Annotated in this window: 17 protein-coding genes; 4 read left to right on the top strand and 13 right to left on the bottom strand. The window is 36.4% G+C overall.

The genetic code is table 11. From position 1 onward, the window contains the following. Positions 1-4 precede the first annotated feature (4 nt). Positions 5-583: an L-threonylcarbamoyladenylate synthase gene (locus C8N37_RS12930; protein WP_094771912.1), complete on the bottom strand. Its 579-nt coding sequence runs from the start codon at positions 581-583 to the stop codon at positions 5-7. A 20-nt stretch (positions 584-603) separates the two neighbouring features. Next, the gene (locus C8N37_RS12925) at positions 604-1,422 is read right to left on the bottom strand and encodes a 2,3,4,5-tetrahydropyridine-2,6-dicarboxylate N-succinyltransferase (protein ID WP_108159274.1); all 819 of its coding nucleotides are present in this window, start codon (positions 1,420-1,422) and stop codon (positions 604-606) included. Between the two features lie 114 nt (positions 1,423-1,536). Here C8N37_RS12925 and C8N37_RS12920 point away from each other — a divergent pair, with 114 nt between their 5' ends. Beyond that, positions 1,537-1,947, top strand: coding sequence for an RNA-binding S4 domain-containing protein (locus C8N37_RS12920; RefSeq protein ID WP_045755965.1), 411 nt, complete (start codon positions 1,537-1,539; stop codon positions 1,945-1,947). A 40-nt stretch (positions 1,948-1,987) separates the two neighbouring features. Here C8N37_RS12920 and ytxJ read toward each other — a convergent pair whose 3' ends face one another. The 5 genes from ytxJ to C8N37_RS12895 form a co-directional block, all read right to left on the bottom strand. Then, positions 1,988-2,320, bottom strand: a complete 333-nt coding sequence (gene ytxJ / locus C8N37_RS12915; protein ID WP_244914419.1) for a bacillithiol system redox-active protein YtxJ — start codon at positions 2,318-2,320, stop codon at positions 1,988-1,990. A gap of 1 nt (position 2,321) precedes the next feature. Further along, positions 2,322-3,065 carry a hypothetical protein gene (locus C8N37_RS12910; RefSeq protein WP_146171065.1) on the bottom strand — a complete coding sequence of 248 codons (744 nt, stop codon included), beginning with the start codon at positions 3,063-3,065 and terminating at the stop codon, positions 2,322-2,324. Between the two features lie 190 nt (positions 3,066-3,255). Beyond that, positions 3,256-3,744: a 6,7-dimethyl-8-ribityllumazine synthase gene (ribH, locus tag C8N37_RS12905; RefSeq protein WP_108159272.1), complete on the bottom strand. Its 489-nt coding sequence runs from the start codon at positions 3,742-3,744 to the stop codon at positions 3,256-3,258. Between the two features lie 237 nt (positions 3,745-3,981). Next, positions 3,982-4,659 carry a tetratricopeptide repeat protein gene (locus tag C8N37_RS12900; RefSeq protein WP_108159271.1) on the bottom strand — a complete coding sequence of 226 codons (678 nt, stop codon included), beginning with the start codon at positions 4,657-4,659 and terminating at the stop codon, positions 3,982-3,984. 79 nt (positions 4,660-4,738) lie between these two features. Next, on the bottom strand, positions 4,739-6,664 hold the full coding sequence (locus C8N37_RS12895) for a polysaccharide biosynthesis protein (RefSeq protein WP_108159270.1): 1,926 nt from the start codon (positions 6,662-6,664) through the stop codon (positions 4,739-4,741). A gap of 127 nt (positions 6,665-6,791) precedes the next feature. Here C8N37_RS12895 and C8N37_RS12890 point away from each other — a divergent pair, with 127 nt between their 5' ends. The 3 genes from C8N37_RS12890 to C8N37_RS12880 are packed head-to-tail and all read left to right on the top strand — an operon-like array spanning position 6,792 to position 9,386. Next, complete coding sequence (locus C8N37_RS12890; RefSeq protein ID WP_108159269.1) at positions 6,792-8,003, top strand: alanine dehydrogenase; 1,212 nt, start codon at positions 6,792-6,794, stop codon at positions 8,001-8,003. A gap of 3 nt (positions 8,004-8,006) precedes the next feature. After that, entirely contained in the window at positions 8,007-8,858 is an 852-nt protein-coding gene (locus C8N37_RS12885) for an alpha/beta hydrolase (RefSeq protein ID WP_108159268.1), read from the top strand. A gap of 12 nt (positions 8,859-8,870) precedes the next feature. After that, on the top strand, positions 8,871-9,386 hold the full coding sequence (locus tag C8N37_RS12880) for a TlpA family protein disulfide reductase (protein WP_108159267.1): 516 nt from the start codon (positions 8,871-8,873) through the stop codon (positions 9,384-9,386). On the opposite strand, the gene C8N37_RS12875 is transcribed toward C8N37_RS12880, so the two are convergent. From C8N37_RS12875 to porX, 6 genes are all read right to left on the bottom strand, one after another. Then, a complete protein-coding gene (locus C8N37_RS12875) occupies positions 9,376-10,458 on the bottom strand; it encodes an ABC transporter ATP-binding protein (RefSeq protein WP_244914418.1) in 1,083 nt (360 codons plus the stop codon). The two genes, C8N37_RS12880 and C8N37_RS12875, sit on opposite strands and share 11 nt — an antisense overlap. A gap of 27 nt (positions 10,459-10,485) precedes the next feature. After that, a complete protein-coding gene (locus tag C8N37_RS12870; protein WP_108159265.1) occupies positions 10,486-11,280 on the bottom strand; it encodes an outer membrane beta-barrel protein in 795 nt (264 codons plus the stop codon). Between the two features lie 21 nt (positions 11,281-11,301). Then, the gene (locus C8N37_RS12865; protein ID WP_108159264.1) at positions 11,302-12,036 is read right to left on the bottom strand and encodes a hypothetical protein; all 735 of its coding nucleotides are present in this window, start codon (positions 12,034-12,036) and stop codon (positions 11,302-11,304) included. Further along, positions 12,033-12,485 carry an RNA polymerase sigma factor gene (locus C8N37_RS12860; RefSeq protein ID WP_244914417.1) on the bottom strand — a complete coding sequence of 151 codons (453 nt, stop codon included), beginning with the start codon at positions 12,483-12,485 and terminating at the stop codon, positions 12,033-12,035. Before C8N37_RS12860 ends, C8N37_RS12865 begins: the two co-directional genes overlap by 4 nt. Positions 12,486-12,639: 154 nt before the next feature. Then, a complete protein-coding gene (gene tsaE / locus C8N37_RS12855; protein ID WP_108159262.1) occupies positions 12,640-13,050 on the bottom strand; it encodes a tRNA (adenosine(37)-N6)-threonylcarbamoyltransferase complex ATPase subunit type 1 TsaE in 411 nt (136 codons plus the stop codon). Positions 13,051-13,063: 13 nt separating this feature from the next. Then, positions 13,064-14,617 carry a T9SS response regulator signal transducer PorX gene (gene porX / locus C8N37_RS12850; protein ID WP_108159261.1) on the bottom strand — a complete coding sequence of 518 codons (1,554 nt, stop codon included), beginning with the start codon at positions 14,615-14,617 and terminating at the stop codon, positions 13,064-13,066. Positions 14,618-14,673 lie beyond the last annotated feature (56 nt).

Genomic DNA, 14,673 nt, shown 5'->3' with positions numbered 1-14,673 from the left:
CACCTTATTTTCGGATAAATTCAAACTTTCCGCTAGGATCCAACTTCATTACGCTTGAAGACTTACCATCACTTTTGACATGTTGACCATATTTGACCACATAGTCTACCTGCTCTTTTATTTCTTCAGCGATGTCGTCAAAGCATGTCGGCGAAGATTGTCCGCTGATATTAGCAGATGTAGATACCAATGGTTTTCTAAAGCGCTGTAAGAGCTGTTGACAAAAATCATGGTTTACAATGCGAATTCCGATTGAACCATCTTCTGCAATCACATTAGGCGCTAAGTTTTTAGCTGCGGAATAAACGATCGTAAGCGGCTTCTCGGTATATTCAATCAATTGGTAAGCTACTTCTGGAATTTCAGTCACGTAACTTGCCAATTGATTTTCATTATGTAGTAAAACAATAAGGCTCTTTTCTTTTCCCCTACCTTTTAACTGAAAAACTTTTTCTACAGCCTCAGGATTTGTTGCGTCACAACCTATACCCCAGATCGTATCTGTTGGGTAAAGAATCAAACCGCCACTCTTGAGTACTTCTAAAGCCTGGTTAATATCATTTCTATCTACAAATTCACTCATTTTTTTAATTATATAAAATACTATACCGCTACATTATGATCACGTAGTGCATCGTTTAACGATGTTTTCTTATCTGTAGACTCTTTACGTTTACCGATGATTAGTGCGCAAGGAACTTGATACTCTCCAGCAGGAAATTTTTTCGTGTATGAACCGGGGATCACAACAGAACGAGCAGGAACATAACCTTTGTATTCGACCGGTTCAGGACCAGATACATCAATGATTTTAGTTGATGCTGTTAAGACAACATTCGCACCTAATACAGCTTCAGTTTCAACGCGGATACCTTCCACAACGATAGCTCTAGAACCAACAAATACATTGTCTTCGATGATTACTGGAGCAGCTTGTACAGGTTCCAATACACCACCAATACCAACACCACCACTTAAGTGAACGTTTTTACCAATTTGTGCACAAGAACCAACAGTAGCCCATGTGTCCACCATGGTACCTTCTCCTACATAAGCACCAATATTGACATACGAAGGCATTAAGATAACACCTTTTGCTAAATACGCTCCTAAGCGAGCAGAAGCACCGGGAACAACACGAACACCAATTTCTTTGTAGTTCGTTTTTAATTTCATTTTATCGTAGTAAACAAAAGGACCAGCAGTTGATTCACTCATTTCACGAATAGGGAAATATAAAATAACAGCTTTTTTAATCCAATCATTGACATGCCATCTCGTGCCGATAGGTTCAGCAACCCTCAATTCACCAGCGTCAAGTTTTAAGATTACTGTACGAATAGCCTCTGCATATTCTTTATATTCTAGAAGTAGTCTATCCTCCCAGGCATCTTCAATAAGTTTTTTTAATTGATCAACCATCTTTTATAATTCAAAATTATTAGTTCTATTTATTGAAGACAAATATGTTAAAATTTGTTCAATTTATAATGCATAATAAGCAGATTTTAAGTCTTTATGACTATTTTTGTACAAATGGCAACAGAAACTGAAAAACTTCGAATCGATAAATATTTGTGGTCAATACGTCTTTTCAAAACACGTAGTTTGGCAACTGAGGCTTGTAAAGCTGGTCGGGTAAAATTGAACGGACAGAATATAAAGGCTTCGTATGTGGTGAAAGTTGGAGAAATCTATCAGGTGCAGAAAGGTATTGAACGGAAGGTAGTCAAAGTTTTAGGGCTTCTGGAAAGAAGAGTAGATGCTAAGACAGCGGTACAGTTTTATGAAGATCTAACTCCTGAGGAGGAAACCTCAGCTTACAAATCAGCTTTCCATGCTCCAATTCTTAAAAGAGATCGCGGTACAGGTAGACCGACTAAAAGAGATCGTCGTGAGATCGATGACTTAAAAGAGGACTGGTGGGAAGATGAAGGTAAAAACTAATCTATATATAAAATAAAAGAAGCTACCGAGGTAGCTTTTTCTATTTTATATGATTTACGACATCGTCAAAGTCAATATCGCCATGTGAAGCATTGAAAATACAAGTCTTGCCTTTTATGATCAAGAGTTGTGGTGATTGATGCTCCACGTGCCAGATGGAAGCGATCTGATTAGAAATTTCGCGGAAAGCCAGCAGATCTAAGTAATAAACATCGTAAGACTTGTCTGTCAGGTTAGCAAAACGTTCCAAGTTTCTCTTTGCCATGCCACTAATACCACATGTTGTGCTGTGTTTGAAAATGGCACATACCTGATCGCTATTCAATATTTCTTGTAGTTGGTCTAAACTATTAAGAGGAATCCAGTTAATCATATTATAAATCAGTAAATTTTGAAGCTTCTACCTGTTCAAATGTAGAAACGGTTGTAAATGTACAGCTTTTCTTTTTATTGTTGATCGCAACAAATGAAGTCGGTAGTCTCAAACCTGAACCAGTATCTTTATACTGATCAATTTGATAGCTAATCGAATTGATACTATTTTCGAATACTTTTATTTCGCCATTATTTTCATGAATCATGAGATTTCCTCTGATCGGGCTATTGTAAAAATTTCCGTTGTAGGTGACAGACGTATTCAAGAGCTTTTCACTATTTAAAAGCTTGACAGTTGTATTCGAAAAGTTTATTCCTTTTAGTTCTGCTATTGTGGGCAGCAAGAGTAGTTGTAAGTCTCCATTGATCTGTTGCCTGATATCCTCTTGCAATGCAGATTCTTGTGTGCTCACATCAACCGCATTAACAAAAAATTTAAGCGATTTCTTGGTTTTGAAATTGAATAAGTAGACTAGTTTTTCATTTTTTTTGGATTGCCCTTCAAATCGACATTCACCAGTTTCCCGATTCCACAATAAGGATCGTTCGGTCTCATTATTTAATAGGTTGGAGTTGTCATTTCCGTTACAAGAAAATAATAAAAATTTTGTTTCCTGCCAGATGTCGTTTCCGCCTATTGAAGACCAAAGCTTCGCAGGGATACTCGTCTCTTGTGCTACCGCTATGGCAAAATTAATTTGCACAATGAGGTAAAAGAAAATAATTTTTACTGTAGTTTTCATGATATGAATCTTTATAAAAGATAAAATCGACTTAGACATCTTATACAGGATACCTAAGTCGATCAAATACTATAGAGATAACAATATTATCTTATTCTTGTTTGCTTGTGATGAATAAGCCTTACTATATTTTAGCCTGATCATCTTGCAAAGTTGATGATTGCTACTTGTTGTAAACAAAAAAGCAAAATTAGTTTTGAGCACTAATTTGTGCCATTTGAATTGCTGTAATAGCGGCCTCTTCACCTTTGTTTCCGTGTTGGCCACCAGCTCTATCTAATGCTTGTTGTTGATTGTCAGTTGTCAGTACGCCGAAAATAACGGGTTTGTTGTATTTCAACGATACATTACTGATGCCATTGGCTACTGCGTCACAGATGAAGTCAAAATGACGGGTTTCTCCTTGGATCACACAGCCTAAACAGATGACGGCATCAAGCGAATCATCGCGTAGTAAAATATCAGCGCCAGTTATTAATTCGAAGCTACCGGGAACTTCAATGATTTTTATATTTTCTTCTTGTGCTCCATGCTTTTCTAATCCAGAAATTGCACCATTTAAAAGAGCTCCAGTGATCTCAGCATTCCATTGTGCTACTACAATTCCAAATTTAAAAGGATTTGCATTTGCCACTTTTATGTGTGAGAAGTCTGATAAATTTTTAATGCTACTTGCCATATTGAAACAAACTTAGATAAATTTGCTTAGATACACAATATAATAGCTTTCATCTAAAAGTAATTTATTCTTTCAGCCCCTATATTTATCATCCATACTCAGGAGCATATTGGTTCATATCTATTTAAGATAGATGATCATCGAGCTTTCGTTAGATATGGATCTATCAGAATATCTATTTCACAAAAAAAGGTCGCTTAAAAGCGACCTTCTATATGATTAAAAAAGTATTAAATACTATAGATGTGCTTGTATACGACCGATAGGTCCGTCTATCATAGCAGCTTCTTGACTTTCAGGAAAGTCAGATTTAATTTTCTTATAAGTTTCTTCAGCTTGTTTGTATTCATTTTGAGCCTCGTATACTAATCCTAATTTTTTCAAAAATAATGGAGTCGTGTAAGAGTTGGCTGATTTGTTGGCTGCTTCTTTGTAAAAACCAGCTGCTTTTTTATAATCTTTTAATTCGGAATAGACGTCTCCTTTTAATCCGATAACCAATGGATCAAGAATTGTACTACCTGTTGAAGAATAATTTTCTAATGCATCAATAGCTTCATTGTACTTTCCTTGACGTAAGTATAATCCACCTAAATAGGCATTAGCGATATTAGCTGATTTTGTATTAGAATACTCATCAGCAATTTCTTTAAATCCTAAGAAAGAACCATCACCTTCAATAGCACGATTTTGTAATGAATCTATTGTAGCATATTCTTCCGCTTTAAATATTTCATTCGCTGCTTTTTCAGCTCTTGGTTGTAAATAAAGTTTTTGATATCCAAAATACAATATAATTAACACAAAAATACCACCTACGATAAAAGTGATGCTTTTTTGATTGTCCTGAAAAGTTGAACCTTGTGAAGGTTTATTCGCTTGTCCAGCGTTATTTTGGTTTTGATTTTTAGACATTATGATTCAATGAAAAAATATAGATTGCAAAAATACAATTTTACTGTAAATATCCAAGCTTTTGTAATGATAATAAACGTTAATCTCGATTTATCGGATGTTTCTCTGCCTCAATTTCTTTATCTATTTGTTCGTAGATTGAGTTTTGGCTTTTAAACTCGGGGACAATTCTTTTCATCGCTAGCACCACATCATGCCTATTCTGATGTTTAATACCAGCGACCAACACTTCAATATGATCGTTTATCTGTTGGAAATCGTTTTCTCGAACTTTTGCGATCATGATTTTTTTATGGTGTGTTGGCATTGTATTTTCTAGATCGTTGAGCAGTTCCTCATAGAGTTTTTCACCTGGTCGTAGTCCAGTAAACTTAATTTCAATATCCTCGTTGGGAATAAATCCAGAAAGTTTGATCATTTTATTTGCCAATTCAATGATCTTAACTGATTTTCCCATATCAAAAACAAATATTTCTCCGCCTTCACCCATGGAACCAGCCTCAAGGACCAATTGACAAGCCTCAGGTATCGTCATAAAATAACGTGTGATCTCGGGGTGCGTGACCGTTACAGGACCTCCCTTTTCGATTTGATCTCTAAAACGTGGAATAACAGACCCGTTGGAACCCAGGACATTACCAAATCGTGTAGTGATGAATTTTGTCTTTGCATTTAGCAGCCCGTTGTTTTGCAAGAAATGATTGAAAGACTGTACATAGATTTCGGCAATTCTTTTTGTCGCGCCCATGATATTGGTTGGGTTGACCGCTTTATCTGTCGAAACGAAAACAAACTTTTCTGCATGGTACTCTACTGCAAGATTAGCTATATTTTTAGTTCCGACCACATTGGTATGTACTGCTTCCAATGGATGATTTTCCATCATAGGAACATGCTTGTATGCCGCAGCATGATAGACATAGTGTGGTTTGAACGTTTCAAACATGAGTTTCATACGGTCTAGACTACGGACATCTCCAATAAAGGAATGATACACTTGGAGCGGAAATTCATCCTGTAAATCTAGCTGTAAATTGTGAAGTGGAGATTCGGCTTGATCACAAAGGATGATCATTTGTGGTTCAAATTTACCTAATTGTCTTGCAATCTCACTCCCGATAGATCCAGCAGCTCCAGTTACCAATACACGCTTTCCTTTTAATTGACTTAAAATATTGCTATTGCTTATTTTGATAGGAGCGCGCTCCAATAGATCTTCAATTTTTATTTTCTGAATTTGGTTTGGATTTAATTCTCCATTCATTATTTTTTTGACAGAAGGTAAGGTCAATATGGCGACCTTCTTTTCTAAACAAATATCGATCACATCAGTTTTTGACTCCAGTGGTATGTTGTGAGAAGCGATGATGACTTCTTCAATATTCATATTGATGATGACCTGCCCCAATTTCTTGGGATCAAAAATTTTGATACCATCAATGACTTTTCCAATTTTCTGTTCATTGTCATCCAAATAACCCACAATTGCATTCTTCGAACGGATGTCATGATCTAAAGTTCTTTTGACCGCAATTCCCAGATCGCCTGCTCCATATATCAACGTGTTGCGTCTATCACTTCTGATATTTTTGGTGTAGACAAAAAATATTTTGATAAATGTTCGGTAGGTCGTGAGAAGCAAGAAACAGAATAAGGCATATAAAATAATCAGTGAGGCTGGCAACGTATGATGATCTCCAGTTGCCAATAGCACGGTCTTGATGACTAAAAACACGATCACTGCAAAAACAATCGCCGTTAAAATTCGAATCGAATCCACTGCACTCGTGTAACGAATAATACCCGTGTGCATCTTGAACAAATAAAATGAAGCAGCAGTAATACTTATTACATATATAAGCCTAATCGCAAATTCAGATGTATGTATAAGCCCAAATTCAAAACTGTAATAGATAATATTAGCTAGTGTAAAAGCAAATATGGCCGTGAAAATATCTAATACAAAAATGATCCATCGAGGAACAATATTAAGTTTGTTAAACATAGGTTTGTTTTAGTGTTTTTGTTTCACAAATGTAGTTTTTTTTCTAATGTGCTAACTATATAACGACTTAATTCTTTTGCTTAGCTTAAATAAAAATAGTAAATTTAAAAAGTAATGCATAAAATAAATGAGTGAGTTAAGTAAATTGGCCAGTCAGGCAATGATACAGCCTCAAGAGACTTTATCAGCGACGGCTTCGCGGGAAAAAAGATTGTTTATTGGTGTGCCCAAGGAAATTGCATTTCAAGAAAGAAGGATTTGCTTAACACCATTATCTGTCGGTCTATTGGTAGAAAATGGTCATGAAGTGATCATGGAAACTGGTGCAGGATTAGGATCTAATTTTTTAGATCATCACTATAGTGAACAGGGAGCTCGAATCGTATCGTCTGCGGAGGAGGTATATCAAGCAGATTGCATTGTGAAAATATCTGCTCCGACCCTAAAAGAAGTCGGTATGATGAAACCTAATCAAATTTTGATGTCCTCATTACAGCCCTCCCTATTGGAGTTACCTGTCCTTCGAGCCCTTATTCAAAAAAAGATTACAGCCTTATCATTCGAATATTTGCGTGATGAAGGTGGTTGTCTAGCTGTGGTTAGAGCTATGGGTGAAATCGTAGGAGCTACTTCAACCTTAATTGCATCTGAGTACTTAAGTAACAGTTTTGGTGGAAAAGGATTGATGTTAGGAGGTATCACTGGAGTACCGCCCACAGAAATGGTCATCATAGGTGCTGGTACTGTAGGCGAATATGCAGCCCGTACTGCGATCGCTTTGGGAGCTCAGGTAAAAGTTTTTGACAATTCTATTTATAAGCTAAGGCGATTACAGAATAATTTAGGAAGTCCCGTATACACCTCTATAATACAACCAGCTATTTTAAATAAGGCTGTCAGAACTTGTGATGTTGTTATCGGTGCATTACGTTCTAAGACGGGGCGTACTCCTTGTGTCATATCGGAAGAAACAGTATCTGAAATGAAACCAAATGCCGTTGTCATCGATGTTAGTATTGATCAAGGTGGCTGTTTTGAAACGTCAAATATTACTTCCCATGATGAACCAACATTCAGAAAATATGATGTCATTCACTATTGTGTACCCAATATCGCTTCTAGGGTAGCTCGATCTGCAACCTATGCCCTGACTAATATATTTACACCAATATTACTCGATATTGCAGAGCAAGGTGGATTGAAAAATGTCATCTGGAAAAGCGCCGGTATTAGGAGTGCGACATACCTCTATCAAGGAATATTAACCAATAAGGACATTGCTTCTAAATTTGAAATGACAGCAAAAGATCTGGATTTAATAATCGTTACCAATTTGTAATACATGAAATTTACGTTAATGATCTTACTCTTTTCAATCGCTTTTCAAGCATCTGCTCAAGAAAGGTTTGCCTTGTATAAGGATGCGATTCCAAATGCTATTCATACCGATACGGCAAAGTTTAACCGAAATATCCCTGAAATATTTGTGTACAAACCTTCCGAAGCTGTAGATAAGCACATGGGAATCTTGATTATACCTGGTGGAGGATATTCACATATTGCGATGGATCATGAAGGTCATGATGTGGCTAAGGAATTGATAAAATCGGGGTTTACAGCATTTGTACTTAAATATAGACTCCCTTCTCCCAATATTATGGTCGATAAAAGTATTGGACCTATCCAAGATGCACAACGTGCGATGCAGTTTATTCGAAACGATTTTCCAGCATTGACAAAAGTTGGGGTAATCGGATTTTCTGCAGGAGGACATCTTGCATCGACCTTACTGACTAAATCAGATCAGGCTTTCATTGCTAATCCCACAAATTTATCTTTTGCTCCTGACTTTGCAGGTCTAATCTATCCGGTTATTTCAATGACAGATAGCATTACCCATAAAGGTTCTAGAACAAATCTGCTTGGAGAAAATCCTTCTTTTGAAAAGAAAGCAGAATTTTCTGCTGAAAAACATGTGACAGCTAAGCTTTGTCCCGTATTTTTTGTGCATGCAAAAGACGATAAAGCAGTGCCTATAGAAAATAGTTATGTGATGATAGCAGCACTAGATCAAGCCCACGTTAAGAATGAGCTCTTAACATACGAAGAGGGGGGACACGGTTTTGGAATGATTAATAAAACAAGTTCAGTAGCCTGGTTATCTCATTTTACAGATTGGATCAATCATTTATAAAAGCAGAACGTAATGAAGTATATTTTAGTAATTGTATGTAGTTTTTTATTTTTTGCATCACAGGCACAAACAGCTGAAAGCGGCTGGAAAATCGCTCTTCATGAACCTACGCCAGAATTTGTGGTTCCGAAAAAAAATGGTGAACAGGTATCTAGCGCAGATCTAAAGGGTAAAATTGTGTTGCTCAATTTTTTTGCTACTTGGTGCCCACCTTGTAGAGAAGAATTGCCGAGACTGCAAAAGGAAATATGGGAAAAATATAAGGATCATCCAAAGTTTGAATTGTTGGTATTGGCACGAGAGCAAAATTGGGATAAAATTGATCCCTTTGTTTCTGAACATCAGTTTACCTTGCCTATTTATCCCGATCTTAAAAGAAATGTATTTGGTTTATTTGCAGAGCAAGGTATACCTCGGAATGTTATTCTTGATACCCAGGGTAATATCATTTATCAGTCCGTAGGCTATGAAGAAAAGGAGTTTAATCAACTCATTGTTCTTTTAGATAGGCTCTTACTTAAAGACTGATATACTTTTCAATTTTTACCGATACATCTTCACCAATTTGCATGGAAGTCGGCGTGGTGCTAATGGCATGTAGCTGAAGATCGGGGCTAGCAACGACTAATTCATAGTAAAATCCTCTAAAACGGATATCAATGAGTTTAAAATCTCCTTCGGTATCTGCTGGTAGAATAGACACCCATTCTTGATGGATAATGATCGTCGAGTCGCTATGGATATGAACCGCCTTTCCCGCTTCGCTACTCAATATATTGCTCTTGGCCAATAAGAGTGCTGTATAAGGATTAGTAGGTCTGTCGTACAGCTCACGAGGATGTCCTTGGTCTAATATCTGTCCATCTTTCATCACGATCAGATCATCCGCCAATGCTAAAACTTCAGTTGGATCATGGGATACCAATATGATGGTAAGACCTGTATCCATGACAATTTGTTTAATATCCTGCTGCAATGTGTCTCTAAAAGAGGCATCGACCTGATTGAAAGGTTCGTCCATTAATAAAACCTGAGGGTCATTGACCAGTGCTCTGCAGATGGCAACACGTTGTTTCTCACCACCACTGATGTCTGCGATTCTTTTTTTTGCGAGGTGGTCAATTCGTAATCGTTTCAGGATGGCCGAAGTTTTGTTTTGTTTGGCTTCTATATTGGTATTTGGCAATTGGGAAGCTACATTGTCCCAAACATTGGCAAATGTGTTTAAATCATCAAAACCTTGAGACACCAGTTTCATGTCTTGGTGTCCAGGTATGAGTTTGTCTTTTCTTGTGGGTACTAACCAGCCTTTGTATCGAACCTCGCCACTTAAGGGTTCTAGCAAACCATAAATTAATCGCAGAAGCGTACTTTTTCCACTTCCTGATTCACCAATAATTGCGGTGATTTTACCTTCTTGTATGCTTAGGTTTGCTTGTGACACGGCTAAATATTCGGCACGCTCTGAAAATGAAAAACTAAGGTTTTCAACGTGGATATAGGGAAGTCCTTGGACTTCTTTATCAAATGGAACGTACTGACAAGAAGATTGTAACATATTTTGCAAAATAAAAAAGCCGAATGTATTAATTCGGCTCAAAATTAAGCATTTTAATATTATTCTACTCTAAAAACCTAATGTTAGACCAAAAGTAAAATTATTTAAACCGTCTTGATTTGGACTGTTTTCAAACATGTCGTTGAAATAGTATTTGACAAAAACTCCCATAGAATCATAACCGAGCCTTGCAAAAGCTCCATATTGGAAACTCGCTAAGTTATAGTTGTCTTTAAATTTTTGACTACCTTGCTCATTACTTTTTAAACGCTGGCTTCCTTTTATTAAGATCCCAGTCATTGCTCCAACAGCAAGTTTGGCGCGATCACCATTTCTGAATTTTTTACTTCTGAATTCAAATGTTAATGGTACACGTAGATAGGTAGATGTGAACACATTTTTTTTATAATTGATGTCATCCGGATAGGAATAGTCTAAAGGTGTGGCATCCTGATCTAATAAAACATTGTGTTTTAATCTGAGATAATTCCATTCGAAACCCGTCGATATATATGTTTTGAATTGATCGCTAAATCGAAATCCAAATTGAGCAATATCGAAACCAAAATTAGATGCTTTCTTGTACTCTAAAAATTCGTTATTCTCATTTAACGTAAAACTACCATCATTGATCAGTCTTGAGAATCCCCAATCAATACGAGAAAATGTAATTCCCCCAAATGATCTTGGGTATTTGGATGCATCAGGTTTATCTTTATCGTCGCCTTTGTCACGATCTTGTTTTCCAAAAATACTTGTTGAAATATTAATATTTTTGGTACTATCCTGTTGTGCCTGAGATTTTATTACGCTACAGCAAGTTAGGATACCGGTGATCACGAACGGTAAAATATATTTTTTCATATAGTAAGGTTTTATAAGGTGTTATTTTTTTCTTTTTTTATTTCTAACTAGGCTATTCAGGATATCAATCTGTAATGATCCTTCGTCATCATTGCTGAATTTAACTTCAGCACTATTTCCTTGATTAATAGTCTTACTGAGAATATTGAGCACTTTGGTTACAACAGTCTGTGAGTTTGTGGAAGCCATTATGCTATTCTCTTCCTCGGAGTTTTCAATCAATGGTTTTATGGGGATGTATTCAAGGACACGTGCAACCTGTGTCTGTGTGTCTACAACAATCATAACTGGTTGTTCTTTCTCCATTTTTAATCGCTCAAATGCTTGTGATGATTGAGCAGGAATAACTTCTGTGTCGGATTCAACAGCTTGCACCGAGTTGTTTTCAAGCTGATTCACTTTGTTAACTGGTCTGGCTGATAACAATTGTGCATGCTTTTCTATCGGCAGGGGTTCTACTTTTGGCGTAGCTTTTCGCGGAGTGATCATGTTATTATTCATCTTGCGGTCAGCATATTTTATACGTTCGGTATGATGACCAGATTGTCTTTGTATTAAAAAGCTGGTAATACCGGTACCAATCAAGATGGCCGCTGCCGCCCCTATTATTTTAAACCAATTTGTTTTTTTCTTTATGGAGACTACTTTTTGCTGATCAAGATCTATTTCAATCTTTTTCCAGATATCTGCACTGGGTTCTATATCCAGTTTATCAAACTGATCACGAAGTAGTTTATCTATGTCTTGATTTTTCATAACGTTAATGCCTCGATTTTTAATAATCTTGTTTGTAACCATTGTCTTGCTCTTGATAATTGGGATTTTGAATTACCTTCACTGATGTTGAGCATCTCTGCGATTTCTTTATGGGCATAACCCTCGATCGCATAGAGATTAAATACGGTACGGTATCCCAAAGGCAATTGATGAACCAGCGATAGGAGATCTTTGTAATGTAGATGATCACTATGTGTATGACTTGGTGTCTCCTGAATATGATCACTTTCTAGTGTTTCTACGTAGCTGATTTTATTTTTTCTTTGTATTTCAATTGCAGTATTGACCATAATTTTTCTAATCCATCCTTCCAAAGATCCATGATCTGAAAATAAGTGCGATTTAGTAAAGACTTTGACAAAACCAATTTGAAGTATATCCTCTGCTTCCAAGCTATCATTTGCATAGCGTAAGCAGACAACATACATTTTTTTAGAAAACAATTGATACAGATGGTATTGAGCTTTTCTGTCTCCAATAAGACATTTTTTCCATATTGAATCTATACTTAAGTTTTCCAAAATTTAGTCAGTTTATATCAGGAAGACGTAAGAAACAAAAGGAAGGTTGCATGGGGTGCAACTATTTTATAATTATTTTTCTGCTGGTCGTTGAGGTGATCTCTATTTCGATTGTTTTAGCATCTTCAGGAAGCAGGTTTGGGATTTTATTCGGCCACTCCACAAAACAATAATTTCCAGAGTAAAAATAGTCTTCGTAACCGAAGTCGTAGGCTTCTTCTTCTTCTTTTATTCTATAAAAGTCGAAATGGAAGATCGGACCTTTAGAAGATTTATATTCATTGACGATCGAAAAGGTCGGGCTGGAGGTATTGTCTTGTACTTCTAAGACCTCACAAAGGGCTTTTATAAACGTGGTTTTTCCTGCTCCCATATTTCCATAGAAAAGAAAGACCCGATCATCAGGAAAAGATTTTAAAAGGAGTTTTGCAGCATGATCTAACTCCGATAGTTGATTGACTTCGATTATCATGCTGCAAAATTACTTATTTGGACGTATAAGTAGCAAAAGGAATAATCATTTCTTCCAATGAAATTCCTCCGTGCTGAAAAGTTTCATTAAAATAATTGACAAATTGATTGTAATTGTTGGGATAGACAAAATATGACTCCTCTTTTGCAAATACAAAACAAGAGCTCATATGTAGCTTTGGAAGCTGAGCATCATGTGGATTTTTGATAAAAAATACATCCTTCTCAATAAAGTTTAAGTTTTTACCTTGTTTATACCTCAAATTGGTATTGGTATTACGATCACCCACTATTTTACTTGGTTTTTTTACTTTAATAGTCCCATGATCGGTCGTTATGATTACCTTTACGTTGCGCTGAGATAACCATTTAAGAGCTTCAAATAGTGGAGAGTGTTCAAACCATGACAGTGTCAAAGAACGATATGCGGCTTCATTATTTGCCAGTTCGCGAATCATAGCCATATCTGTCCTTGCATGCGAAAGCATATCAACGAAATTGTACACCAGAACGTTGAGGTTATTTTGCATTAAATTGCTTAGGCTGTCTACCACATCTTTTCCCTGATCTAAGGTCAATACTTTTGTATAAGAGTGCTTAATCGGTTTGCGATATACACGAGTAATCTGATCCTCTAAAAATTTATCTTCATATAAGTTTTTACCCCCTTCATCCTCATCATTCTGCCACATTTTTGGAAATCTTTTCTCCATTTCTAAAGGTGTCAGTCCGCTAAAAATGGCATTTCGGGCATATTGAGTCGCTGTAGGCAGAATACTGTAATAGGTGTCTTCTTCTTCCAATCTAAAGTAATCAGTAATCACCTCATTGATCACTTTCCATTGATCGTAACGTAAATTATCGATCAAAAAGAAAAATGTAGGCTTATCTTCTGTCAGTTGTGGAAATACCTTTTTCTTGAATAGTTGATGGGATAAGATTGGAGACTGTTCTGGATTTTTCATCCAGTTCAAGTAGTTTCGTTCGATGAACTTGGAGAATTGCACATTTGCTTCCGATTTTTGCATCGTCAAGATTTCATGCATGCCAGCATCTTCTAATTTTTCTAAGGATAGTTCCCAGTAAATAAGTTTGCGATAAGCCTCCGTCCATTGTTTAAAATTCAAATCATCATTAAGCACCATCCCTAGATTTCTAAAATCTTGTTGATAAGCCATGGATGTTTTCTCATTCACAAGTCTTTTATTCTCCGTCAGTTTTTTGATGGTTAGGAGAATTTGTTTGGGATTTACTGGCTTTATTAAATAATCGTCGATTTTGGATCCTATGGCATCTTCCATGACGTGTTCCTCTTCATTTTTTGTCACGAGAACCGTGGGTACAGTCGGATTGATCGATTTTAAAATAACCAATGTTTCTAGGCCAGTCAGTCCCGGCATATTCTCATCTAGGAACACCAGATCAAAAACACCTTCCTTAAAAGCATCTACCGCATCATTTCCATTGTTTACTGTCTTGACTTTATACCCCCTTTCTTCTAATAGAAGGATATGAGGTTTTAAAAAATCAATTTCATCATCGGCCCAAAGTATGTGTGTTTTTTGCATGTTGTTATATTTACTGTAAATCAAAAACGATTCAATTCCTTTGTCTTTGTATTTAG

It is taken from the genome of Sphingobacterium faecium, assembly GCF_003054045.1.
In the GTDB taxonomy this organism is placed as follows: Bacteria; Bacteroidota; Bacteroidia; order Sphingobacteriales; family Sphingobacteriaceae; genus Sphingobacterium; species Sphingobacterium faecium.
The sequence above is the reverse complement of the archived record's forward strand: the minus strand, read 5'-3'. Positions and strand labels throughout refer to the sequence as shown.

What these genes read in the sequence shown, in the direction of transcription:
- C8N37_RS12880 (WP_108159267.1), top strand. Translation starts at nt 8,871, where the DNA reads ATGAAGTATATTTTAGTAATTGTATGTAGTTTTTTATTTTTTGCATCA.
- C8N37_RS12910 (WP_146171065.1), bottom strand. Translation starts at nt 3,065, where the DNA reads ATGAAAACTACAGTAAAAATTATTTTCTTTTACCTCATTGTGCAAATT.
- C8N37_RS12930 (WP_094771912.1), bottom strand. Translation starts at nt 583, where the DNA reads ATGAGTGAATTTGTAGATAGAAATGATATTAACCAGGCTTTAGAAGTA.
- porX (WP_108159261.1), bottom strand. Translation starts at nt 14,617, where the DNA reads ATGCAAAAAACACACATACTTTGGGCCGATGATGAAATTGATTTTTTA.
- tsaE (WP_108159262.1), bottom strand. Translation starts at nt 13,050, where the DNA reads ATGATAATCGAAGTCAATCAACTATCGGAGTTAGATCATGCTGCAAAA.
- C8N37_RS12870 (WP_108159265.1), bottom strand. Translation starts at nt 11,280, where the DNA reads ATGAAAAAATATATTTTACCGTTCGTGATCACCGGTATCCTAACTTGC.
- C8N37_RS12890 (WP_108159269.1), top strand. Translation starts at nt 6,792, where the DNA reads ATGAGTGAGTTAAGTAAATTGGCCAGTCAGGCAATGATACAGCCTCAA.
- C8N37_RS12865 (WP_108159264.1), bottom strand. Translation starts at nt 12,036, where the DNA reads ATGAAAAATCAAGACATAGATAAACTACTTCGTGATCAGTTTGATAAA.
- C8N37_RS12900 (WP_108159271.1), bottom strand. Translation starts at nt 4,659, where the DNA reads ATGTCTAAAAATCAAAACCAAAATAACGCTGGACAAGCGAATAAACCT.
- C8N37_RS12925 (WP_108159274.1), bottom strand. Translation starts at nt 1,422, where the DNA reads ATGGTTGATCAATTAAAAAAACTTATTGAAGATGCCTGGGAGGATAGA.
- C8N37_RS12885 (WP_108159268.1), top strand. Translation starts at nt 8,007, where the DNA reads ATGAAATTTACGTTAATGATCTTACTCTTTTCAATCGCTTTTCAAGCA.
- C8N37_RS12920 (WP_045755965.1), top strand. Translation starts at nt 1,537, where the DNA reads ATGGCAACAGAAACTGAAAAACTTCGAATCGATAAATATTTGTGGTCA.
- ytxJ (WP_244914419.1), bottom strand. Translation starts at nt 2,320, where the DNA reads ATGATTAACTGGATTCCTCTTAATAGTTTAGACCAACTACAAGAAATA.
- C8N37_RS12895 (WP_108159270.1), bottom strand. Translation starts at nt 6,664, where the DNA reads ATGTTTAACAAACTTAATATTGTTCCTCGATGGATCATTTTTGTATTA.
- ribH (WP_108159272.1), bottom strand. Translation starts at nt 3,744, where the DNA reads ATGGCAAGTAGCATTAAAAATTTATCAGACTTCTCACACATAAAAGTG.
- C8N37_RS12860 (WP_244914417.1), bottom strand. Translation starts at nt 12,485, where the DNA reads ATGTATGTTGTCTGCTTACGCTATGCAAATGATAGCTTGGAAGCAGAG.